Here is a 22,601-nt window from a genome sequence, read left to right as displayed (position 1 = left end):
GGGAGAGGCAAAGATGAAAACATTGTTAGAGGTAAAAGATTTACAAGTCTCCTTTGATACACATGCAGGTGAAGTACAAGCTGTACGCGGCGTTACTTTTGATTTGAAAAAAGGAGAAACATTGGCGATTGTAGGAGAATCTGGTTCAGGGAAATCAGTTACTTCTAAAGCGTTAATGGGATTAATTCCGAATCCTCCTGGACGCATTAAAAATGGTGAAATCGTATTTGAAGGTCGTGACTTAACAAAATTAACAGAAAAAGAAATGCAGCAAGTACGCGGTAAAGATATTGCGATGATTTTCCAAGATCCAATGACATCATTAAACCCAACGATGACAATTGGAAATCAAATTATGGAAGGTCTAATTAAACACCAAGGGATGAGTAAAGCAGATGCACGTAAAGTTGCTTTAGAGTTAATTGACCTTGTAGGTATTCCAAATCCAGAAGCTCGTTTAAAACAATATCCTCACCAATTCTCAGGTGGTATGAGACAGCGTGTAGTTATTGCGATGGCGTTAGCTTGTAACCCAAAATTATTAATTGCCGATGAGCCGACAACAGCGCTAGACGTTACGATTCAGGCGCAAATTTTAGAACTTATGAAAGACATTCAGCAAAAAACAGAAGCAGCAATCATTTTCATTACGCATGACTTAGGTGTAGTAGCAAACGTTGCGGACCGAGTGGCAGTTATGTACGCTGGTAAAGTTGTTGAAATTGGAACTGTAGATGAAATTTTCTACAATCCGAAACATCCATATACTTGGGGTTTAATCGCATCTATGCCAAGTTTAGATGGTTCAGAAGAAGAGTTATATGCAATCCCTGGAACACCTCCAGATTTATTGAAGCCGCCAAAGGGAGATGCTTTTGCACCACGTAACCCACAGGCACTGAAAATTGATTTTGAAATGGACCCACCTTTATTTAAAGTAAGTGATACGCACTATGCGGCAACTTGGTTACTTCACGAGCAAGCTCCAGAAGTAAAACCGCCGGCAGTCGTTGAAAAACGCATTCTTCAAATGAAAGCAGGTGAACAACATGACTAAACAACGTGAGAAATTAATTGAAGTAAAAAATGTAAAGCAGCACTTCGACGTGAGTGGTGGTGTTGTCAAAGCGGTTAATGATATTTCATTTGATATTTACCGCGGAGAAACATTTGGTCTTGTAGGAGAATCAGGTTGTGGTAAATCGACAACTGGAAGAACGATTATTCGTTTATATGATGCAACTGCTGGTGAAGTGTTATTCGATGGTGAAAATGTACATGGTAAAAAATCACGCGCAGAGCTGAAGAAATTCAACCGTAAAATGCAAATGATTTTCCAAGATCCATATGCATCATTAAACCCTCGTATGACAGTAGGGGATATTATTGCAGAAGGTATCGATATTCACGGACTAGCGAAAAGTAAAAAAGAGCGCATGGACCGTGTTCATGAACTATTAAACACAGTTGGTTTAAATAAAGAGCACGCAAACCGTTTCCCACACGAATTCTCAGGTGGACAACGTCAGCGTATCGGTATCGCTCGAGCGCTTGCTGTAGACCCAGAATTTATCATTGCCGATGAGCCGATCTCAGCACTTGACGTATCGATTCAGGCGCAAGTTGTAAACTTACTGAAAAAGTTACAAAAAGAAAAAGGTTTAACATACTTATTCATCGCCCATGATTTATCAATGGTAAAATACATTAGTGACCGTATTGGTGTAATGTACCGTGGCCAAATCGTTGAGTTAACAACAAGTGATGAATTATATGCGAATCCAATTCATCCATATACGAAATCACTATTATCAGCGATTCCACTTCCAGATCCAGATTATGAGCGCAATCGTAAACGTATCGTATATGATCCATCACAGCATAATTATGGTAGTGAAGCACCAACAATGCGTGAAATTCGCCCAGGACATTTCGTACTATGTTCGGAAGCGGAGTACAAGAAATATAAAGAGATTTATCAATAAGAAAAAGAGCCATTCTTCTGTTATGGAAGGATGGCTCTTTTTCTACTATATAAAAGAATTGTATACATTTGTCGGTCAGTCGATATATTTAAAGAATCGCCGATATAAATCTCATGTATCATTAGTGATATCCATATGCAAAATTACTGAACTTGAACAGAAACATTCTCCTCTTGTTCTTCAGGTTTAACAAGCGCATAACGCTCCCATGCTCTACTTTTCCAGCGGAAGAACATAATAATGGCACGTGTCCATTCGTCGATGGCGATTGCTAGCCAAATACCAACGAGCCCCATATCTAAATGAAAGGCGAAAAAGTAACCTAGTGGTAAACTCATTAACACCATAGAGAATGCACCGATTAAAACAGGATATTTTGCATCACCAGCTGCACGAAGCGAATTAATGATGACGATGTTCATCGTACGTCCCGTTTCAAGTAGTACACTTAGTAAAAGAACACTTGCGCCTAACCCGATAATGTGCGGATTATCTGTAAACAGTCCCATTAATTGTGTACGGAATGTAATAACGAGAGCGACCATACATAAAGTTACACCAATTGCCCATTTTACACTTTTCCACAAGCGTTCGTATGCTTCATCTTTTTCGCCACCACCAACGAGGCGGCCAATAATAATGGCTGTTCCCATACCAATTGCAATTGCAAATAAATAAGTGAACATGGAAATGTTAGTAGCGTATTGTCTAGCAGCTAATGATTCCGTTCCTAAGTACGTTGCGTAATAAAGGAAGACGATTTGACAAGCTTGATACATCACTTGTTCAAATGCAGATGGAATGCCAATTTTTAAAATTTTCCCAATGTATTCTTTGGATAAAGTGAAGTAATATTGTAATTTCACACGATATTCCATAACGCGGTATAGTAACCAGAAGAAAACAATAAGTGCGATCAATCGACTGATAGCGGAAGAAATTGCAGCCCCTTGTACACCGAGCTCAGGGAAACCAAATTTCCCGAAAATGAGTACGTAGTTTCCAGCGATATGAATCATATTCATTCCGAGTGAAATAAACATCGCTTGCTTTGTAAAACCGTGTACACGGATAATTGCGGCTAATGAGTTAATAATAGCTTGTAGGAAGATGGCTCCTCCGACGATAGATAAGTAGTTTTGCGCATACGTTAGTACATCGCCTTGTAAGTTCATTGCGAGCATCATATGTTTCGAAAATAAAAGAAAACCAGCGCTTATAACGAGCCCAACTATTAAATTTAATGTGACGGCTAATGCTGATATTTTAGATGCTTCCATAAAGCGTTTGGAACCGAGGTATTGAGATACAACGATAGCAGCGCCGTTCCCGATGACTTCTAATACCAAAATCGCAATATGAAGATATTGATTCGCTGCACCAACCCCAGATACAGCATCGTCTGATAATGCACTTAACATGAAAGTATCAGCGATCCCCATTAACATAAAAAGAAAAACTTCTAGAAAAATAGGCCATGTTAATAAGAATAAACTTAATTTCTCAGTAGGCCCGTTTTTTGCCTGAATTGCTGCCATGTCCGTCCCCTCTTTACCGATATCTATTTTTAGCAAAATGTATCGTAACATACTTTCTTAACCTTTGCACTCATTTTAGCCTACATATTTTTATTATGAAGAGAGTGCTATTTTATGATAAAAACAAAAGGATAATTATACATAAAATATTATGAGATATAAAATTCATTTTTCTCTGATAATTTAGAAAAGTATAAAAAATATTATTTTTAACACTTTAGTATGAATAATCAGCAATATGAAACGTTTACAAAGGTATATTTTTTAACGAAAAATTTTAATGAAATAGAAATATAAATATACAAAAAATATATTTGTGTGTATAATATGAATTATTAGAACATATATATATTTCTTTTTGTTTGAAAATGAAAGGGTTAACATTTTTTTGGAGGGTGGAAGTATGAAAAAAAAGATACCAGTTTTTGTAGCATCAACAGTAGCGATGAGCATGATGTTAGGGGCATGTAGCTATCAAAAAGATGAATCGCAAGCAAACGCTAAAGGGGATAGCGGAAAAAGCGGCGCGAAGCAAGTTATTAACTTAATTGAAACACAAGAAATTCCAACGATGGATCCAGCGTTATCAGCTGATGCAGTTTCTTCAAGAGTAATGACTAATACGATGGAAGGCTTATACAGTTTAGGAAAAGATGATAAGCTAGTTCCTGGTGTAGCGAAGGAATTCAAAAAATCAGAAGATGGTAAAAAATATACATTTAAATTACGTGAAGACGCAAAATGGTCAAATGGTGAGCCTGTGACGGCAAAAGATTTCGTATATGCATGGCAAAGAGCGATTAACCCAGATACAGCTGCGAAATCAGCGTACATTATGTATGATATAAAAAATGCAGAGAAAATTAATAAAAAAGAGATGAGTCCGGATCAATTAGGGGTAAAGGCGATTGATGATTATACATTAGAAGTGGAATTAGATAATTCAATTCCATACCTTGTAGATTTAATGGTATATCCAATCTTCTATCCTGTGAATGAAAAGTTTGTGAAAGAGCAAGGTACGAAGTTTGGTTTGGAAGCGAATACAACGCTTTATAACGGGCCATTTACATTAAGTGATTGGCAACATGAACGTAGCTTTAAAATGACAAAGAGCGCGTCATATTGGGACAATAAAGAAGTGAAGATTGAAGAAGTAAACTTTAATATTGTAAAAGATACATCTACGCCAATTAACTTATATGAAACAAATGCAATTGATCGAGCGTCGTTATTAGCGGAGTTTATTGATAAATATAAAGGAAAACCAGATTTCCAAACAGTAGAAGATACATCTGTATTCTTCCTTCGTTTAAATCAAAAAGATCCAGCTTTAGCAAATAAAAATATTCGTAAAGCAATTTCACTTGCTTTTGACCGTAAGCCATTCGTGGATACATTATTAAATAACGGTTCTAAGCCAGCGACAGGATTAATTCCTGATAACTTCATTAAAGGACCAGATAAAAAAGATTTCCGTGCTGTAAACGGGGATATTGTAAAACCAAACGTGAAAGAAGCGAAGAAATATTGGGAAGCTGGTAAAAAAGAACTTGGTAAAAATGAAATCGAATTAGAATTATTAAATGAAGATGTAGAGTTATCAAAGAAAACTGGTGAATATTTAAAAGGTGAATTAGAAAAGAATTTACCAGGTTTAACAGTAAAAATTAAACAACAACCATTCGCACAAAAACTAAAATTAGAAGATGCGGGCGATTATGTCATGTCATTCTCTGGATGGAGTGCGGACTTCCCAGATCCAATTACATATCTTGATATGTTTGTAACAGATGGGTCACAAAATAAGATGAAGTACTCTAATCCAAAATACGATGAAATCATTATGAAGGCGAAAAAAGATGGAAGCGATGTAAATGCTCGTTGGAAGAACTTATTAGAAGCAGAAAAAATGTTACTTGATGATGCTGCGATCGTTCCAGTATATCAACGTGGTAGAGCATATTTACAAAGAGATTCAATTAAAAATATGTATAACCATAAATATGGCGGCGATTTAAGCTTTAAATGGGCGTCAGTAGAGAAATAAGAAAAAAAGCAGGTGATCACCTGCTTTTTTTAATACGTTCGTTTCTTATAAATGCCTTTTCCGCCAACTTGGTTCCAGCCAGATTGTACATCCAAACTTTTGTTAACAAACTTCATTTTTTCTTTTCCACCAAAGAGCTTTTCGCCGATGCTATTTGTAATGACACCAATCAATGCTGTTATTCCGATGATGAGGGCAGCAACCGTAATAAAATCAATAAAAAAAGCAATCATTTGAAAACTCCCCCTTTGCCTGTCTGTATGTTTATTGTATGAGATAAAAAATGAAAAAGAAAGAAATGTCAGAAAAATATTTAATTTACTTTAGAAATCATGTAGACAGGAGGGAGGATATTTGTTAAAATAAGAACAAATGTTCCTTTTTATTCTCATTTGTATAGTCTTACATTTCTTAATTGATTTATCAAGAAAAAGTAAGAAAACGTTCTCTTTTTCATAGGGAAGATTATAGATAAATAACTATATATTATATGAAAAATCTATGGGAAGTGAGTAGTAAAAGGGTTGAAAGTTATTGTTAAAGTACAGCTGAAATGAGCGTAATCATGTTACATAGCAGTGAAATACACGGGAGAGTTTTCTCAACTAGCAGGAAATTTACTGTATATTTCTTGCAAAATCTATTGTATAATGATTATAGAAGTTACTTATTAAAAGTAATTGTTGTTTATTATAAGTTGTTGCTTACATGAAATGTGATTTTTGTACTTTTCAATAAGACAAGTTATCACGAAAAATTGCTGAAGTTAGAAATTAAAACTGTATTTAGTACAGAATTTGTACTCTTTAAGGAGAGTGAGCTTTGTATGGTAACATTATATAGTTCTCCAAGCTGTACGTCTTGTAGAAAGGCGAAATTATGGCTAGAGGAAAATCATATTCCCTATACAGAACGTAATATTTTCTCAGATCCATTAACGATTGAGGAAATTAAAGAGATTTTACGTATGACAGAAAGCGGAACGGATGAGATTATTTCTACTCGTTCGAAAGTTTTCCAAGAATTGAATGTAAACTTAGAGTCTTTACCACTTCAAGATTTATATAAGATGATTCGTGACTATCCAGGGATTTTACGTCGTCCAATTATGATTGACGAGAAACGCCTTCAAGTTGGTTACAACGAAGACGAAATTCGTCGTTTCTTACCACGTACAGTAAGAACGTTCCAATTACGTGAAGCACAACGTCTTGTAAATTAATTATAATAATATGAAAACCTTCTACCTATTATATAGTAGAAGGTTTTTTTTAATGTTTCACATTGCGTAATCGAACTTGTTGTACAATAAAGCCGATGCATAAAATAGTGAAAATGAACAAATAAGGAATGCTTGCAGTGAAACTTGGATTGTTATGAAAAAAGGTTGCAAGTCTGTCTTCATGTGTAACCATTTTTCCTGCAGTATAGGCAAGAATCGCTGCACCGCAATAAATGAGGAATGGAAATCGCTCCATAAGTATTAAAATAAGTTTGCTGCCCCAAATAATAATCGGGATAGAAATGAGTAAGCCGATTATGACGAGTAAAAATCTCCCGTGAGCTGCACCTGCAATGGCAATAACATTATCAAACCCCATAACGAGATCCGCGAAAACAATTGTCCGCACAGCTTGAAATAAAGTTGTTTTTCCTTGAATAGAAGAAAGATCGTTGCTATTATCGGTTAATAAATTGACTGCAATTAATGTAAGTAAAACCCCGCCAATCAATTGTAGAAATGGAATGTCGAGTAAATAGACAGCTAGTATAGTAAGGACAATTCTTAGTACAATCGCTAAAAGAGTACCGATCAAAATAGCCTTATTTCGTTTCGATTCAGGTAAATTTCGGCTAGCTAGTGCGATGACGATTGCATTGTCACCACCTAATACAACATCGATACCGACAATCATTAGTACGGATGTTAAAAACTCTAAGTCCATTCGTCTGCCTCCATTTATGATGTTTTAATAAGCGAACTATATGTATGTGATGAAGAAAGTTGTTGTTAAATAATCTCTTCTAATAGAAGTTTCACTTTATTACAGTGTACGGGGGAATGTGGAAATGTATGTCCAAATTTTTTGTAAGTAAGAAATCGCTATAATAATATATTTATGTAGTTTATCGAGTAAAGATAGGCATATAACTATTTTTGTAAAATAAATCGATTTTATTTCCATTCTGGAGAATCTTATCATAAAATGAGAGTACAAGAATCTATTGATTTGTCATATGAGTGGGGAATCCCTTCATAACAATTCTAAGCAGGAAGGGAGAGTTGTATTTTGGATATTGAAAGAATTAATGATCATACGATGAAATTTTTTATTACGTACATTGATATAGAGGATAGAGGATTTAATCGTGAAGAGATTTGGTATGATCGCGAACGAAGTGAAGAGCTCTTTTGGGAGATGATGGACGAAGCTCGTGATCATGACGATTTCTTTATTGATGGGCCGTTATGGATTCAAGTGCAAGCAGTCGATAAAGGGATTGAAGTACTTGTCACGAAAGCAGAGCTTTCAAAGGACGGGCAAAAGCTGGAACTACCGATAGGGGTAGACAAAATTATAGATATTCCTCTAGATGAAGGCATCGAATCATTATTCCAGCAAGAATTAATCGAAGAGGTAGAAGAACAAACAGGAACAAACTTTAATGAAGATGGTACGTTTGGCTTTTTAATTAAGTTTAATGATTTTGAAGATGTCATTTCATTAAGTCATCGTCTTATCTTTGAAGATATAAAAGATGAGCTGTATTCATTTGAGAACCGCTATTATGTATATGTGGAATTCGATGAAGTGCTACATGATGAAGAAGAAATCGATCGTATTTTAAGTATTATTTTAGAATATGGAGAAGAATCAACTTTAACAATTCATCGTGTAAGTGAGTATGGAAAACAAATTGTGAAAGAGCATGCGCTTGAAACGATTCGCAATAATTTTCCTGCTAAAACGTAGGCCGATTTCTGTAGTATGAAATCGGCTTTTTATATGAAGAATAGGAAAGCTTTCTTAGTTAGGAGGTAAGAGATGAAAAATACGTTAAAGCTGATTTTCTTTATACTGCTATTGTTCGCATTATTTGTTTCGTTACGTATGTTTATTGATGTAGCATTTTATTCAGATGTGATTGGGATAAAAGATGTTTCGATTTTAGGTATTATTAGTATTTTATTTACAGTATCTGCGTTTTTAATTGGTTGCGTTATTTTCTTAGAGAACCGTCATCCGTCAAAAACACTTACATGGCTCATTGTGTTAGGTATTTTTCCGGTATTTGGATTCTTCGCTTATTTATTATTCGGACAGAACTTTCGGAGGAAGAGAATGTTCCAAAAGAAGGCGTTGCTCGATGAACAAGCGTTTTTACAATATAAGGGGCATGAAGATTACGAAGAACGGATTTTACGCAATCATAAGCATCAAGAGCTGTTATTTCGTTTAGCGGATCGCTTAGGCGCTTTAAATATTTCATTTCAAACTGAAACGAGAACATTAACAAATGGAGATGAAACGTTTCAGGCCATTTTAGATGGATTAAAACGAGCGAAACATCACATTCATATGGAATATTACATTGTGCGTGATGATAAGCTTGGAACGGAAATTAAAGATATTTTAATACAAAAATCAAAAGAGGGCGTAGTCGTTCGTTTTTTGTATGATGCGGTTGGAAGTTTTAAATTATCAAAATCGTATATTGAAGAATTAAACGATGCAGGAGTCGAAATGATTCCGTTCTTCCCTGTACGCTTTCCGATTTTAAACGATAAAATTAATTATCGAAATCATCGAAAAATCGTTATTATTGATGGAAATGAAGGCTTTGTAGGTGGATTAAATATTGGTGATGAATATTTAGGGAAGGATAAGTACTTCGGCTTTTGGCGAGACACACATTTATATTTGCGTGGTGAAGCTGTACAAAGTTTGCAGCTTATTTTCCTTCAAGATTGGTTTTATATGACTGGTGAGGCTGTGCTAGCCCCTGAATATTTACAAGCGAAAGCAGTTGAGGGGGAGCATTGGGGAGGCGTGCAGCTTGTTGCAGGTGGGCCTGATAATAAATGGGAAACGATTAAGCATTTATATTTTGCCATGATTGCTTCTGCTCGGAAATCCATTTGGATTGCAACGCCGTATTTTATTCCGGATGATGATATTTTATCCGCATTAAAGGTTGCTGCACTTGCTGGTATTGATGTTCGTTTATTAATGCCGAGTAAACCGGATAAGCGTACTGTCTTTTACGCATCGAGATCTTACTTCCCAGAGCTTTTAGATGCAGGTGTAAAGATATATGAATATGAAAAAGGTTTTCTTCATAGTAAAGTTGTCATCGTCGATTCTGATTTAGCTTCAATTGGGACAGCTAATATGGATATGAGAAGTTTTCATTTGAATTTTGAAGTAAATGCCTTTTTATATGATACAGATAGCATTCGAAAACTTGTTCAAGACTTTAAAGATGATTTAGAAGAATCAAGTGAAATTCATGTTGATCATTTTCATAAAAGACGTCTTCATAGACGAATTGTTGAATCAACATACCGCTTATTATCACCTTTATTATAAAAAGAGATGTCCGAAATTGGGACATCTCTTTTTTAAAAGGAATTTGTAACAAATTGTAGAATATAAGGAGCTGAAAGGGTGTGATTACGATATTTATCGCTAAAAGAGAAAACGGAGAGAAAATTCATTTACTCTATAATTGTAATGAAAAGCTTTTGCGCCGTATGCGTCAACAAGAACGATTCTTTTGTGTAGCTTGTGGAAAGGAAGTGCAAATGAAATTAGGGAAACAAAAAAGTTGGCATTTTGCTCATAAAAAAGTGGATTCATGTCTTGCCTTTTATGAAGCGGAATCAACGTATCATATGCACGGTAAAGAATTGTTATATAGATGGTTCAAGCGTCAAAACTTTCAGGTGGATATAGAGTACTACCTTCCAGAAATTAAGCAACGACCAGATGTTTTTGTAGAGAGGGCGGGCAGAAAAATTGCAATTGAATACCAATGTGCAAACCTCGCTATAGAGCAGCTGTACAAAAGAACATATTCGTATTGGCAAGCTGGTATACAGGTCATTTGGATCGTTGGTGGAAATCAATTGAAAAAGCAATCTGCATATTGGATGAAATTTTCCTCACTTATGGCTTTCTCCTTACAATCTTATCCTCAGCCACTTCTTATTTTCTTCTGTCCGAAACAAAAATCATTTATGAAATGTGCATTTGTCACTCCCTTTTCTACAAATGTCTTTTTCTCACATACTATATATTTACCAACTGATACGACTACTTTTGAAATGCTTTTTTCTCTCGTTCCTTTCGGGAAAGAAAGATTGGGTGAAGAGTGGAAGAAGAGAAAGAACTACTTCCGCAAAAATGCCCTGCCGATTTGGAATTATAATTATAAGTCATTATTACGCCTCTTATATCAATTTAAATGTACCCCAGCGAGCTTTCCTTCTGAAATTGGTGTTCCACTCCCTTCTGGATTTGCTTTTCAAACAAACCCATTTATATGGCAAGCTTTTCTCTATATGAAGTGTATAGGGGAGCTTGCAGTGGGAGAGTGTATTTCTCTTCAATACGTGTGTAGTTATGTAAAAAGGTATACGAAAAGGCGGATACTTCCGTACTTTTCAAAGCATATATGGAAAGTGGCAGTTACTGAATATATGACATTTTTATGCTATATAGGTGTTTTGCGTAAAGTGGGAACTTATACGTACCGGAAAATAAGGGATGTCATGATGTTAAAAACAGAGGAGGAGATTATGAAACATGATGAGATTTGCTTAATACATGCGCTATCTTTATTTGAGGCAAATTTTAACATGAGAGGAGGAAAAGGGGATATAATAAAGAATGATTGTGAAGGAATTACATAAGAAAAAAACGAATTGTACTTAAGTAGAGATATTTAAAGGAGGGCTTAAAGAATGTCTGAACAAAACAAAGCGAAAGCATTACCAGATCGCAACGAGATTGAAGAAGCAAGTACGTGGCGATTAGAAGATATTTTCCAAACGGATGCAGAATGGGAAAAAGAATTTCAAGCTATTAAAGAGCTATTGCCGAAGTTAACTGAATTTAAAGGGAAACTTGGTGACTCTGCGGACAATTTACTTGAGGCATTGCAATATGAAGATGAAATATCAATGCGATTAGGTAAGTTATATACATATGCTCATATGCGTTACGATCAAGATACAACAAACTCTGTATATCAAGCATTAAATGATCGCGCAACAAATTTATATTCACAAGTATCTAGTAGCACAGCGTATATTGTTCCTGAAATTTTATCGATTTCAGAAGATACACTGCAAACATTCTTGAAGGAAAATAGAGATTTAAGTGTATATGAACATGCATTAGAAGAAATTACACGTCAACGCCCGCACGTATTATCAGAAGCTGAGGAAGCTTTATTAGCGGAAGCGTCTGAAGTAATGAGTTCATCAAGCAATACATTCGGTATGTTGAATAACGCGGATTTAAAATTCCCATCTATTAAAGGGGAAGACGGAGAAGAAATAGAAATTACACATGGCCGTTACATTCAGTTTTTAGAAAGTGATGATCCTCGTGTTCGCAAAGATGCATTTAAAGCTGTATATGAAACGTACGGAAAATTTAAAAACACATTCGCAAGTACGTTAAGTGGAGCAGTAAAACGTAATAATTTCAATGCGCGTGTTCGTAAATATGATTCTGCTCGCCAAGCTGCATTGAGCAATAATAATATTCCGGAAGCAGTATACGATCAACTCGTTGAAACAGTAAATGACAACTTACATTTATTACACCGTTACATCGATATTCGTAAGCGTGCACTAGGACTTGATGAGCTTCATATGTATGATTTATATACACCACTTGTACCAGAAGTGAAAATGAATGTGAAATACGAAGAAGCGCAAGACCTTTTATTAAAATCTTTAAACGTACTTGGTGATGAATATGTTGACATTTTGAAAGAGGCATATGAAAATCGCTGGGTAGATGTGTATGAGAATAAAGGAAAACGAAGCGGGGCATATTCATCTGGTGCATATGGAACAAATCCGTATATTTTAATGAACTGGCATGATAATGTAAATAATTTATTTACACTTGCTCATGAGTTTGGTCATTCGGTGCATAGTTACTATACAAGAAAAACACAACCGCACGTATATGGTGATTATTCCATCTTCGTAGCAGAAGTGGCATCTACTTGTAATGAAGCGCTTTTAAATGATTATTTATTAAAAACGACAGAAGATAAGAAAGAGCGTCTATATTTATTAAATCATTATTTAGAAGGGTTCCGTGGTACTGTATTCCGTCAAACGATGTTTGCAGAGTTTGAACATATTATTCATAAGAAAGTACAAGAAGGACATGCTGTCACGCCAGACATGCTAACGGAAATTTACTACGATTTAAATAAGAAATATTTCGGTGACGCTTTAGTAATCGACGAAGAGATTGGTTTAGAATGGTCTCGTATTCCACACTTCTACTACAACTATTACGTATATCAATACGCAACAGGATTTAGTGCAGCGACAGCTCTGTCTAAACAGATTTTAGAAGAAGGACAACCAGCAGTAGAACGTTATATTAACGAGTTCTTAAAAGCAGGAAGCTCTGATTATCCAATTGAAGTGCTGAAAAAAGCAGGAGTAGATATGGCATCTCCTGAACCAGTAAAAGAGGCGCTACAAGTATTTGAAGAGAAATTAAATGAATTAGAAGCATTATTATTTGAAGAAAAGTAATGAAAAAAGACGAGGGATTGTATCCTCGTCTTTTTTGTTGAATAGATTTAATGTCGATATTTGTTGAAGAGAAAGGTGGATTTGTTTGTTTTTTCTAACTGAAAGGATAGCTTTACGGCTGATTTTTGAAATTAAAACCCTTTGAATCGTTTTTTATAATTGAAATAAGAGAGTGTGATAACGATGATTCCGAATAAAAGAGGTAAGGCAATAATTTTAGGAAAAGCTTGTAGTAGAGAGAGGATGTACAAGAAAAAAGAAACGATGACAGCTAGAAAGAGAAGAGCAATATAAGATTTTTTCATAAATAAACCCCCTAAATGACCTTTTTTATAGCTTATTCAAAAATGAAAACGTTTAGAATGTGACAAAAGTGTGAAATTCGACAAAAGGGGTTGTCATCTGACGTCGAATCTTGTAATATAATAAGCGTGAACGAATTCACATACAAACATATACCCCTTTGTTTGAACGTGAAAATTTCTCCCATCCCCTTTAATATTTTTATAAGCCGTAAAGAAGAAGACCTGGTGTTTACACCAGGTCTTTTTCTTTTGCTATCCATTTCCAATAACGTTCGCATTTTACTTCTATCATTTGTACTTTTCGTTTCAGTTGTAATTTTTTTAGTTCGCGTTCAATTTCTTGTTGCGGACAGTCATAAATAAATGCTACTTCTTTTGAAGATATAAATTGTGTTGCTTCTAGTAGCACTTCTAAAGGTGGTAATGGTTCTGGCTCAATTTCACATTTTACAAGTTCTTTCAATAATTGTACGTATACATCGTAGGAATAATTTCCAGCGATTTTAATACCTTCTTCATCTGAGTTCGCATGAAAAAAGACGAGGGAAGGTATTTCTGTAATATGCATTTCATTCGTGAATTTCAAGTCACATTGGAAAGCTTTTTTTGCACTAGCAGAATGTAGATCTTTTTTAAATTCTTCTACATCAATATTGCTATCTCTCGCACATGCAAGTAATAGTTCGCAATCAGGGTTTGATACATTTTCAAGGAAAATGTATTCTTGGAGTTTTCGCAAAAACTTCGAACCTGCTTTTCGGCCTTGCAACTCCGCTGCCTTAATTGCCATCGAAACTAAATATGGTGTTGACGATGCTTCTTGCATATGTACCTTTCCATCACATGAAAAACCTTGTAAACTGGTTGTCTTTTCCCACACAAATCGAATATTAGCAGGTTTATTCCATTTGTGTGAGGAAGCGTTCGTTCCATCCACTTTCCCTGTTACGATATGACGAATAGAGAAGTATTTCCCGTATTCAAGCCATAGTTTAATAATAAAAGGCTCAATTTCCCAGCAATCTTTACAAAGTGGATCAATAAATAAATATGCTTCTACAGACTTATGCTCGCATGCGGAAGGAGATGGCATATTTATATGCTTTGCTTCCTGCTTATCCATTACACTTCACCTGTTTCGTTTGGAGTATTAACCATATGCTGAGCGGTTAATGCTAAACGTTCAAAAACAAACTCTCTTATATGACCATGCACTCCAGTATCATCCATTGCTTGCTCCATACATGATAGCCAAGCCTCTGCTCGTTTTGGGGTAATCTCAAACGGGAGATGGCGTGCTCTTAACATAGGATGACCATGTTCTTCAGTGTACAAATTAGGACCACCTAAATATTGGGTTAAAAATTGCTTCTGCTTCCTAGCGGTTTCTGTTAAATCTTCCGGGAAGATGGGAGATAAGTCAGGGTGTTTACTGACATAGGAATAAAATGTATCTACTAATATTGCAATGCATTGTTCACCGCCAATTGCTTCAAATGGTGTCATCGGTTGCTTGCTCATCCTTTATAAACTCCTTTTTCCATGAAATGTATATCTATTGTAGCAATGGAATGTTCGAGAGGGCAAATAAACAGCCTTCTCAAAGATTCTTTGCTTATTCTACGGGTGTAACCTTTTTTAGTGAGATGTATCCACTAGTGAAACATATTCACTAGTGGAATTTTCACTTTAGCGTGCTTTGTTTTGTTTGGCAAGGAAAAAGCGTTTTACTTTGTTATTTGTATGGCGAACAGGTATGTTATGTTGCGTTAATAAATCAATAAATGTAGCTTTTCCTGTTTCTTCATCTTGCACTTCAAATTCAATTTCATAATCATCGTGATTGTAATAGAAACTATGATCAAAGACAAGCGTTCCGCCTTTAAATAATGTTTCTGCTCTTTCTGTTGTTAAACTACCCATATATGTTAAAGCAGAAACAGGAATTTGTAATTTGTGTAATTGATCTACTACTGCTCCTTGAATGATTGTGTTTGTTTCCATCATCATTTTTGCTTCATCTTCTGTTACGACTTGATGCGTTTCTAATAAACCGATTTCTGCAGGTTGTTTCAACGTTAACGTATAAGTTTCTCCTTTATGACGAATACGAAGTGCAGAGCCAGCTTCTTTTAACGAGAAGTCAGGTGTTTCAAAGTAGTGATTCACTTGTTTTGTAAATGCTTCAATAGAAAACGATTTACATAATGTATCGAATTCTTCTTTTGTAACGATATTTTTGAATTCAATTTCAATTTCTTGTGTCATTGTATAATCTCCTTTTGAAAAATAATTCTTTACACATTATCGCTTTTTCATAAATTTGGTTCAATGTTTTATTTGTTTGCGTCCATGTTATGATACAATAATACTGTTAAGTAAGACAGGAAGTTGAGATGGAGGAGTTAGAGCATGCAAAATAAAATCCAAGTTAAGAGCGTAGAAAAGAGAGAGAATGCTCTTATTTTTTGTGCGGAAAATAGTGAAATAGAGGTAAAGGAGTTAAGTGCACGTAATCATGTACTTGTAGACTCAGACAATTTATCATTTTTATATATCTTAGAAAACGAATCATCTTTCATTTATGTAAGTATTCCGCACACATGCTGGGAAGCAATGCATGAAGCGATGAATAACGATGTGGTTATGTTCGTTCGTGTGAATGAAATTGAAATGGAATTAGAAGGATTAAAAGAAGAAGTAGAATATTTAGTTGAAAATATTGAAGGTAATGCAAATTACGGAGAAGAACTAGTAACTGCTGTAGAAAAAGTATTTCTATAAGCAAATGGATTGATTTTGGTGGTGGTTGAAATGAATCGAAATTGGGAAGAATTTTTAGCACCTTACTACCAAGCGGTGGCAGAGCTGAAAGTGAAACTAAAAGGAATGCGTACTCAATTTACAATGTTAACAGAGCATTCTCCAATTGAGTTTGTAACAGGAAGGGTAAAGTCGGTTCCAAGTATTATTGATAAAGCGGAGAAGAGAAATGTACCGCTGAACCGGCTGAGAGAAGATATGCAAGATATCGCGGGCCTTCGAATGATGTGTCAATTTGTTGATGAGATTAAGCCTGTTGTAGAATATCTTCGCAAACGAAATGACTTTGAAATCGTGGAAGAACGTGATTATGTCACGCAGAAGAAAGATAGCGGTTATCGTTCTTATCACGTTGTCATTAGTTACCCAGTCCAAACGATTCAGGGTGAACAAAAAGTATTGGTAGAAATCCAAATACGCACGCTAGCAATGAATTTTTGGGCAACAATTGAGCATTCTTTAAATTATAAATATAGTGGACGTTTTCCTGAAGATATTAAAATACGCTTGCAACGCGCAGCAGAAGCAGCATTTTTATTAGATGAAGAAATGTCTTCTATCCGTCTTGAAATTCAAGAAGCGCAGAAAGCTTTTTCAAGAAAGCAAGAAACGAAAGATTCCGAATCATAAACTAAAGGGTGTTGTGCGATGAAATTTACAATTATGTCAAAGGGAGATCAATCATCAGATGCACTGGCAAGCACGATGAAAGAATACTTGCTAGATTTCGGATTTATAATGGATGAAAAGGAACCCGATATTGTAATTTCTGTTGGGGGAGATGGAACGCTTTTATATGCATTTCATCGTTATTATGATCGATTGGCTGAAACGGCATTTGTTGGTGTACATACAGGACATCTAGGTTTCTATGCAGATTGGTTACCGACAGAAGTAGAGAAATTAGTAATTGCAATTGCGAAAACACCATTCCAAGTGGTGGAATATCCGCTTTTAGAAGTTATTATTCGCTATGTGAATGGAAGTAAAGAGTCACAGTATTTAGCGATGAATGAGGCGACTGTAAAAAGTGCAGAAGGTACATTAGTAACAGAAGTAGAAATACGCGGAGAATATTTTGAAACATTCCGCGGAGACGGCCTTTGTATCTCTACTCCTTCAGGAAGTACCGCGTATAATAAAGCGCTTGGCGGAGCGATTATTCACCCATCTATTGAAGCGATACAAATTGCAGAAATGGCGTCCATTAACAATCGTGTATTTCGTACTGTAGGATCGCCGCTCGTATTGCCGAAGCATCATACATGTGTGTTAAAGCCAGCTGCAGGAATGAACTTACAAATTACAGTGGATCATTTAACGATGGTTCATCAAGATGTGAAATCAATCCAGTATCGCGTCGCAAACGAGAAAGTACGATTTGTTCGTTTCCGTCCATTCCCGTTCTGGAAACGAGTTCGTGACTCGTTTGTTGCAGATAAATAGAAAGGGTTATATATTTGAACAGATTTACATTGAAATGGGATATAGGGCCGGCTGAAGAGGGAACTTTAGTTAGGGAATTTTTGAAAACGAAAGGCATTTCTAAAGCCGCTTTAACGGATATAAAGTTTCACGGCGGGGCAATTGAAGTAAATGGTCAACATGCGAGTGTTCGTCATCAGTTGCGTGCTGGTGAAGAATTACGTGTCTTTTTTCCAGTTGAGGAAAGAAGTGAAGGGATGATGGCAGAAGATATCCCTTTAAGCATTGTATATGAAGATGACGCGGTTCTTATCATTAATAAAGAGGCGAACATGTCAACGATTCCGTCTAGAGAACATCCGACAAGGAGTGTTGCCAATGCGCTTTTATCTCATTATGATAAGCAGCACCTTGCAAGTACAGTGCACATCGTAACACGTTTAGATCGTGATACTTCGGGGCTTATGCTTATTGCAAAAAATCGTTTCGTGCATCATCTTTTATCGAAGCAGCATCAACAAAAAGCTGTGAAACGAACGTATGAAGCAATTGTTCACGGAAAGATTGTAGAACGAGAAGGAATGATTGATGCACCAATTGGTCGAAAATCTGATAGCATTATTGAGCGAACGGTTTGTGAGGATGGACAAAGGGCAGTTACTCATTTTAAGGTAATTGATAGTACATATCATAAGACACATGTAGCGCTTGAGCTTGAGACAGGAAGAACGCATCAAATTCGTGTGCATATGGCTCATATAGGACATCCGTTACTTGGTGATAGCTTATATGGAGGGAGAAGGGATGAAATGAAACGGCAAGCACTTCATAGTAAATCTTTGACGTTTTATCATCCTATTTTAGAGAAAGAGATGTCTTTCACTATAAAGCTTCCAAGCGATATGCAAGAAGTGTTGTGGCATACTTAAAAAGGGAACAAAATTCTTATATTATAAAGAATTTTGTTCCCTTTTTTCTTAGCGGAATAATATTAAAATTTGGTTTTCACCCGTACGCTTTATAACGAAAAATCCACTTTCGGCTTTTGTAGCAATGCCATTGTCATTTGGACGACAATATCCATGTGCTTCGCAAGTGCCGTCATCACGTACTAACATTTGTCCAATTAATCCGACAGGAAGCCACTCGGCGCGATCTTTTCTTGCTACATATTTGCAAGTTGGATCCCATTCTGTATTTAAAAGAGGTTGTATTTCTTCGGCTTCCGTCCATACATATTGGCGTTTTCCAAAGTTATCTGTTTTATAACGTTTTTGCCAACTTAAAGCCCCGCTATTTCCTATAAGGGCAGGGGTTGCACTAGATATTCCTAAAATGAACGAATCGCGTGAAGTAGCTATCCGAATTTTTTCTTCGTTACTAAATGTAACGAAATAACCGACATCAATAGGTTTATAACCTTCGGTTTCAAACATTTGTGCAAAATCCGTTCCGCTTGCATTGTAAGACGCGCCCTCAATGTACATTTCTCCATTATGAGCAAGCCATTTAGCCCCGATATTATGGTCGGTGTCGCTTACACCATTTGCAATAAACCAAGAATAAGCTTCTTCTGCAGTGCCGAAGCGCCCCATAATATGGCTACCTGCAAAATGAGCTGTTGATGTATGATGACCTTCCGCATGAGAAGAGGATCCGTTAGCGATAGTTGCGTTTCCTTCTGCGTGTGCTGCTTCGCCTAAAGCAATTGTCTGTTTACCCTCCGCATGAGAATAAGCCCCGCCTGCTGTCGTTTCACTTCCCTCACTATGCGAACTATGTCCAGTTGCTTTTGAGTTTGATCCTTCTGCATGAGAGAAAGAACCTTTTGCGTGTGTTAATAAGCCTTCCGCATGTGCTGCCATGCCCTCCGCATGAGAGTGAAGCCCCTCTGCATATGCATATCGGCCGCCCCTTTTAACTTTTGTATTTTCAGATGTAGGTGTCTCAATTATGAGGGGTTTTTCAGGTTGTATATCATTCGATGAAGCCAATGCCTCTTTTATTTTTTTTACTTTGTTTATAATAGCAGCTGGAATTTCTGGTTCCACTTTTTTATTTATTGCTACAGAAATATTTTCTTCCGTCTTTTCTTCTGCTTGATTAGAATGTATTACCTGTTCATCTTGATTTGAAAGCTGTTTATTTTTTTGTTGCATCTTTATTTTTCTGCGATCGATTATGCGGCTCATCACAGCATTTTCTAAAGAGACATATGTTGGTTTTACTTTGCTTTTTTTTGATGACTCTTGTTCTTCCAGTTCTTCTATCGCTGCAGCCCGAATACTACACCAGTTGTTAATTCCGTACATGGGCAGATATAAAGGGGGAAATTTTCTTTTTTGTTTAGAAGATTTTTTCTTCATTCTGTCACCTCCTGCGACATTATATGTAGTGTAATTAAAAAAAGATGCACTTTATTGCATCTTTTTTTAATTACTTTACCTAGTTTTATATGAGATCTGCCTAAATAATGCTAAGTAAGGTAGTTATGAAATTGGACGGAATTTCTCAGCGACAAAAGGTAAAGAAGAAGGGACAGAGATAGTCTCCATTTCAGGATAACGTAATCCGGTTAATTTGCCACCAAATACAGCACCAGTATCAATATTGACTGTCTGATTGACGAATCGAGGTTCTGCTACTGGTGTATGTCCATATACAATCCAAGCTTGCCCCTTGTATTCTTGCGCCCAATCGCGACGGACAGGTGAGCCATCGGCATGCTTTTCTCCTGTAATATCGCCATATAATACAAAGGTTTGTACTTTTTTATCTCGTCTTCCTATATAATCTTGCCGAATCCCAGCGTGACATACGATTATTCTTTTTTCATCTAGTATGTGGTAGAGCGGTGATTGTTCATAAAGAGTGATAAACTTTTCTTTTATAATGTTTTGCTTATTAGGAGGAAGTGCCTCATATTCAGCAACAGTTGTTTCAAGTCCGTGAGCGACTGTTACATTACGCCCAAGGAAAAATCGATATAGTTTATTACAGTGATTTCCAGGAGCGTAATAAGCTTCTTTTTTATGTATGACAAGTTCCCATACAATTTCAATCATACGTAATGAATGAGGACCACGGTCTGTAATATCGCCAACGAATGCAAGTTTACGTTGGTCAGGGTGAACCGGTAGACCGCTACTCCAGTTATATCCTAGCTTCTCTGTTAAATTTTGAAACTCTTGGAAGCATCCATGAATATCTCCTATAATGTCATATTTCATATTTAAACCTCCATCGTATTTTTCATTAGTATATCTAAAAAAGGATAGAGATAAAAATATAGCGTTTTTGTGTTGTTCATTTAAACATAAAGATTTTCGTTCTTGAGCGAACATTTAAAATGAATCCAATCGCAATCATGTATGTAAGCAGTGAACTTCCTCCGTAGCTCATAAGAGGTAATGTTATCCCTGTAATGGGAAGTAATCCGATTGTCATCCCGATATTTTGGAATACTTGGAAAGTAAACATTCCGATTGTACCAGCGCAAATGTAACTACCGAAAGGGTCATTACTTTCTAAAGCAATATGAATCATTCGAAAAATGAGTAAGAAAAAAAGAGAAATAATGACACTTGCGCCTAGAAATCCAAATTGTTCAGCGACATTAGTGAAAATAAAATCTGTATGTGGTTCTGGAAAATATACTTGTCCATTTTCCCACCCTTTTCCTTGCATTTCTCCGGATCCAGTCGCTAAGAATGCTTGTCTTAATTGATAGCCTTGTGCATCATATTTGTAAGGTGCTAACCATCCGTAGAAGCGATTTAATTGATATTCTTTTAAAATGTGTGCTTTAAAGAAATCTGTGTGAGTAAAAAAAATATATATTAATGTAGTTCCAGCAACGAAAGTAGCTGAAACTAATCCGAAAATAAAACGCCATCGTATGCCAGAAACTAGTATCATTGCTGCAAGCATCGCTGAAATGACCATTGTATTTCCTAAATCTGGTTCCTTTGCGATGAGTAGTAGTGGTGGCAAACTTGTTGCAAATATTTTTCCAAGTAGTAAAAAATCGTCATGTATTGTTTGGGAAAAATATTTCTCATTATGGTTTGCTATAATTCGTCCAATGACGATAATTAAAAATAATTTCATAATTTCAGAAGGCTGAAAATTTCCGATGCCTGGGAGCCTGTACCAAGCGGTAGCGCCTTTAATTGTAACGGCACCTGGTACTTGAAGTTCTAGTCCAATAAGTAGTACCATTGCAAAGCTGTACAAATACCAAGCAATTTTTTGATAACGATCGAAGTCGAGAATCATAATAACACCAATGGCTATAAATCCAATGAAATACCATTGGATTTGCTTTAGTACAAAATTGACGTTTTGTAAAAATGGCGGTAAAGAGGCTTGCGCACTTGCAATAGCACAACAACTAACAATCCCAATGGCAAATAAAATAAATAGTAATACGTAGTCTATTTGATATTGAGAATTTGGATCTTTCAATGTAGGTATTCCTTTCTACTGCTCTTTATAGTAATGGATTTTATCCCGCATTAATGGGCAGTAAGACCCCTACCTCAAAATTCAGCGAAAGCGAAGAAGTTAGGTGGGGGATCAACTGCCCGTAAAAGCCCGATTGGTGAGAGCTGATTAAAGTTTCACTTTATAGTATGAGAAAGAATGTATGAACTATACGAATGATTCACATATAGTCCA

22 protein-coding genes are annotated in these 22,601 nt (G+C 36.1%); 12 read left to right on the top strand and 10 right to left on the bottom strand.

The window, feature by feature from the left end:
* Positions 1 to 13 precede the first annotated feature (13 nt).
* Together ACK1U5_RS12580 and ACK1U5_RS12575 are read left to right on the top strand one after the other, a co-directional pair.
* The gene (locus ACK1U5_RS12580) at positions 14 to 1,057 is read left to right on the top strand and encodes an ABC transporter ATP-binding protein (protein WP_000854346.1); all 1,044 of its coding nucleotides are present in this window, start codon (positions 14 to 16) and stop codon (positions 1,055 to 1,057) included.
* Positions 1,050 to 1,985 carry an ABC transporter ATP-binding protein gene (locus tag ACK1U5_RS12575; RefSeq protein WP_000166348.1) on the top strand — a complete coding sequence of 312 codons (936 nt, stop codon included), beginning with the start codon at positions 1,050 to 1,052 and terminating at the stop codon, positions 1,983 to 1,985. The genes ACK1U5_RS12580 and ACK1U5_RS12575 overlap by 8 nt, the downstream gene beginning before the upstream one ends.
* Before the next feature lie 143 nt (positions 1,986 to 2,128).
* Here the strand turns inward: ACK1U5_RS12575 and ACK1U5_RS12570 are convergent, their stop codons facing one another.
* Positions 2,129 to 3,574: an MATE family efflux transporter gene (locus ACK1U5_RS12570; RefSeq protein WP_009327244.1), complete on the bottom strand. Its 1,446-nt coding sequence runs from the start codon at positions 3,572 to 3,574 to the stop codon at positions 2,129 to 2,131.
* Positions 3,575 to 3,926: 352 nt separating this feature from the next.
* Here ACK1U5_RS12570 and ACK1U5_RS12565 point away from each other — a divergent pair, with 352 nt between their 5' ends.
* Positions 3,927 to 5,573, top strand: a complete 1,647-nt coding sequence (locus tag ACK1U5_RS12565) for a peptide ABC transporter substrate-binding protein (protein WP_000727250.1) — start codon at positions 3,927 to 3,929, stop codon at positions 5,571 to 5,573.
* 29 nt (positions 5,574 to 5,602) lie between these two features.
* On the opposite strand, the gene ACK1U5_RS12560 is transcribed toward ACK1U5_RS12565, so the two are convergent.
* Entirely contained in the window at positions 5,603 to 5,806 is a 204-nt protein-coding gene (locus ACK1U5_RS12560; protein ID WP_000559971.1) for a hypothetical protein, read from the bottom strand.
* A 593-nt stretch (positions 5,807 to 6,399) separates the two neighbouring features.
* On the opposite strand from ACK1U5_RS12560, the gene spx reads away from it, so the two are divergent.
* The gene (gene spx, locus ACK1U5_RS12555) at positions 6,400 to 6,795 is read left to right on the top strand and encodes a transcriptional regulator Spx (RefSeq protein WP_000258267.1); all 396 of its coding nucleotides are present in this window, start codon (positions 6,400 to 6,402) and stop codon (positions 6,793 to 6,795) included.
* 49 nt (positions 6,796 to 6,844) lie between these two features.
* Here spx and ACK1U5_RS12550 read toward each other — a convergent pair whose 3' ends face one another.
* Complete coding sequence (locus ACK1U5_RS12550; RefSeq protein WP_000362615.1) at positions 6,845 to 7,519, bottom strand: TerC family protein; 675 nt, start codon at positions 7,517 to 7,519, stop codon at positions 6,845 to 6,847.
* 345 nt (positions 7,520 to 7,864) lie between these two features.
* Here ACK1U5_RS12550 and mecA point away from each other — a divergent pair, with 345 nt between their 5' ends.
* The 4 genes from mecA (at position 7,865) to pepF (ending at position 13,368) form a co-directional block, all read left to right on the top strand.
* On the top strand, positions 7,865 to 8,548 hold the full coding sequence (mecA, locus tag ACK1U5_RS12545) for an adaptor protein MecA (RefSeq protein WP_000350708.1): 684 nt from the start codon (positions 7,865 to 7,867) through the stop codon (positions 8,546 to 8,548).
* Positions 8,549 to 8,620: 72 nt separating this feature from the next.
* Entirely contained in the window at positions 8,621 to 10,165 is a 1,545-nt protein-coding gene (locus tag ACK1U5_RS12540; RefSeq protein WP_000799188.1) for a cardiolipin synthase, read from the top strand.
* An 80-nt stretch (positions 10,166 to 10,245) separates the two neighbouring features.
* The gene (locus ACK1U5_RS12535; protein ID WP_000628327.1) at positions 10,246 to 11,490 is read left to right on the top strand and encodes a competence protein CoiA; all 1,245 of its coding nucleotides are present in this window, start codon (positions 10,246 to 10,248) and stop codon (positions 11,488 to 11,490) included.
* Positions 11,491 to 11,541: 51 nt separating this feature from the next.
* Positions 11,542 to 13,368 (top strand): oligoendopeptidase F, encoded by a 1,827-nt coding sequence (gene pepF, locus ACK1U5_RS12530; RefSeq protein WP_000003348.1) that lies wholly within the window; start codon positions 11,542 to 11,544, stop codon positions 13,366 to 13,368.
* A gap of 131 nt (positions 13,369 to 13,499) precedes the next feature.
* On the opposite strand, the gene ACK1U5_RS12525 is transcribed toward pepF, so the two are convergent.
* The 4 genes from ACK1U5_RS12525 to ACK1U5_RS12510 form a co-directional block, all read right to left on the bottom strand.
* Positions 13,500 to 13,673, bottom strand: coding sequence for a hypothetical protein (locus tag ACK1U5_RS12525; protein WP_000750355.1), 174 nt, complete (start codon positions 13,671 to 13,673; stop codon positions 13,500 to 13,502).
* A 229-nt stretch (positions 13,674 to 13,902) separates the two neighbouring features.
* Positions 13,903 to 14,796: a ClpXP adapter SpxH family protein gene (locus ACK1U5_RS12520; protein WP_000360656.1), complete on the bottom strand. Its 894-nt coding sequence runs from the start codon at positions 14,794 to 14,796 to the stop codon at positions 13,903 to 13,905.
* Positions 14,796 to 15,194, bottom strand: a complete 399-nt coding sequence (locus ACK1U5_RS12515; protein WP_000043386.1) for a globin domain-containing protein — start codon at positions 15,192 to 15,194, stop codon at positions 14,796 to 14,798. Before ACK1U5_RS12515 ends, ACK1U5_RS12520 begins: the two co-directional genes overlap by 1 nt.
* 168 nt (positions 15,195 to 15,362) lie before the next feature.
* Positions 15,363 to 15,941 (bottom strand): CYTH domain-containing protein, encoded by a 579-nt coding sequence (locus ACK1U5_RS12510; RefSeq protein ID WP_000191123.1) that lies wholly within the window; start codon positions 15,939 to 15,941, stop codon positions 15,363 to 15,365.
* A gap of 144 nt (positions 15,942 to 16,085) precedes the next feature.
* Between ACK1U5_RS12510 and ACK1U5_RS12505 the strand changes: the two genes are divergently transcribed.
* From ACK1U5_RS12505 to ACK1U5_RS12490, 4 genes are read left to right on the top strand one after another with little or no spacing between them, the layout of a single operon-like run.
* The gene (locus tag ACK1U5_RS12505) at positions 16,086 to 16,457 is read left to right on the top strand and encodes a UPF0738 family protein (protein WP_001180004.1); all 372 of its coding nucleotides are present in this window, start codon (positions 16,086 to 16,088) and stop codon (positions 16,455 to 16,457) included.
* A 30-nt stretch (positions 16,458 to 16,487) separates the two neighbouring features.
* Positions 16,488 to 17,126 carry a GTP pyrophosphokinase gene (locus ACK1U5_RS12500; RefSeq protein ID WP_001081490.1) on the top strand — a complete coding sequence of 213 codons (639 nt, stop codon included), beginning with the start codon at positions 16,488 to 16,490 and terminating at the stop codon, positions 17,124 to 17,126.
* A gap of 18 nt (positions 17,127 to 17,144) precedes the next feature.
* Positions 17,145 to 17,942 (top strand): NAD kinase, encoded by a 798-nt coding sequence (locus ACK1U5_RS12495; RefSeq protein ID WP_000673182.1) that lies wholly within the window; start codon positions 17,145 to 17,147, stop codon positions 17,940 to 17,942.
* Between the two features lie 14 nt (positions 17,943 to 17,956).
* Entirely contained in the window at positions 17,957 to 18,850 is an 894-nt protein-coding gene (locus ACK1U5_RS12490) for an RluA family pseudouridine synthase (protein ID WP_001079138.1), read from the top strand.
* A 48-nt stretch (positions 18,851 to 18,898) separates the two neighbouring features.
* Here the strand turns inward: ACK1U5_RS12490 and ACK1U5_RS12485 are convergent, their stop codons facing one another.
* From ACK1U5_RS12485 to ACK1U5_RS12475, 3 genes are all read right to left on the bottom strand, one after another.
* Complete coding sequence (locus tag ACK1U5_RS12485; protein WP_000730515.1) at positions 18,899 to 20,287, bottom strand: peptidase G2 autoproteolytic cleavage domain-containing protein; 1,389 nt, start codon at positions 20,285 to 20,287, stop codon at positions 18,899 to 18,901.
* A gap of 123 nt (positions 20,288 to 20,410) precedes the next feature.
* Positions 20,411 to 21,151: a bis(5'-nucleosyl)-tetraphosphatase PrpE gene (gene prpE / locus ACK1U5_RS12480; protein ID WP_069604909.1), complete on the bottom strand. Its 741-nt coding sequence runs from the start codon at positions 21,149 to 21,151 to the stop codon at positions 20,411 to 20,413.
* Positions 21,152 to 21,227: 76 nt separating this feature from the next.
* On the bottom strand, positions 21,228 to 22,388 hold the full coding sequence (locus tag ACK1U5_RS12475; RefSeq protein ID WP_000654704.1) for an FtsW/RodA/SpoVE family cell cycle protein: 1,161 nt from the start codon (positions 22,386 to 22,388) through the stop codon (positions 21,228 to 21,230).
* Positions 22,389 to 22,601 lie beyond the last annotated feature (213 nt).

It is taken from the genome of Bacillus sp. XB1 (genome assembly GCF_053557995.1).
The sequence above is the reverse complement of the archived record's forward strand: the minus strand, read 5'-3'. Positions and strand labels throughout refer to the sequence as shown.

Bases quoted from the DNA above. Each gene is read 5' to 3' on its own strand.
- ACK1U5_RS12580 (WP_000854346.1), top strand. From the start codon at position 14: ATGAAAACATTGTTAGAGGTAAAAGATTTACAAGTCTCCTTTGATACA.
- ACK1U5_RS12575 (WP_000166348.1), top strand. From the start codon at position 1,050: ATGACTAAACAACGTGAGAAATTAATTGAAGTAAAAAATGTAAAGCAG.
- ACK1U5_RS12570 (WP_009327244.1), bottom strand. From the start codon at position 3,574: ATGTTACGATACATTTTGCTAAAAATAGATATCGGTAAAGAGGGGACG.
- ACK1U5_RS12565 (WP_000727250.1), top strand. From the start codon at position 3,927: ATGAAAAAAAAGATACCAGTTTTTGTAGCATCAACAGTAGCGATGAGC.
- ACK1U5_RS12560 (WP_000559971.1), bottom strand. From the start codon at position 5,806: ATGATTGCTTTTTTTATTGATTTTATTACGGTTGCTGCCCTCATCATC.
- spx (WP_000258267.1), top strand. From the start codon at position 6,400: ATGGTAACATTATATAGTTCTCCAAGCTGTACGTCTTGTAGAAAGGCG.
- ACK1U5_RS12550 (WP_000362615.1), bottom strand. From the start codon at position 7,519: ATGGACTTAGAGTTTTTAACATCCGTACTAATGATTGTCGGTATCGAT.
- ACK1U5_RS12540 (WP_000799188.1), top strand. From the start codon at position 8,621: ATGAAAAATACGTTAAAGCTGATTTTCTTTATACTGCTATTGTTCGCA.
- pepF (WP_000003348.1), top strand. From the start codon at position 11,542: ATGTCTGAACAAAACAAAGCGAAAGCATTACCAGATCGCAACGAGATT.
- ACK1U5_RS12525 (WP_000750355.1), bottom strand. From the start codon at position 13,673: ATGAAAAAATCTTATATTGCTCTTCTCTTTCTAGCTGTCATCGTTTCT.
- ACK1U5_RS12520 (WP_000360656.1), bottom strand. From the start codon at position 14,796: ATGGATAAGCAGGAAGCAAAGCATATAAATATGCCATCTCCTTCCGCA.
- ACK1U5_RS12515 (WP_000043386.1), bottom strand. From the start codon at position 15,194: ATGAGCAAGCAACCGATGACACCATTTGAAGCAATTGGCGGTGAACAA.
- ACK1U5_RS12510 (WP_000191123.1), bottom strand. From the start codon at position 15,941: ATGACACAAGAAATTGAAATTGAATTCAAAAATATCGTTACAAAAGAA.
- ACK1U5_RS12505 (WP_001180004.1), top strand. From the start codon at position 16,086: ATGCAAAATAAAATCCAAGTTAAGAGCGTAGAAAAGAGAGAGAATGCT.
- ACK1U5_RS12500 (WP_001081490.1), top strand. From the start codon at position 16,488: ATGAATCGAAATTGGGAAGAATTTTTAGCACCTTACTACCAAGCGGTG.
- ACK1U5_RS12495 (WP_000673182.1), top strand. From the start codon at position 17,145: ATGAAATTTACAATTATGTCAAAGGGAGATCAATCATCAGATGCACTG.
- ACK1U5_RS12485 (WP_000730515.1), bottom strand. From the start codon at position 20,287: ATGAAGAAAAAATCTTCTAAACAAAAAAGAAAATTTCCCCCTTTATAT.
- prpE (WP_069604909.1), bottom strand. From the start codon at position 21,151: ATGAAATATGACATTATAGGAGATATTCATGGATGCTTCCAAGAGTTT.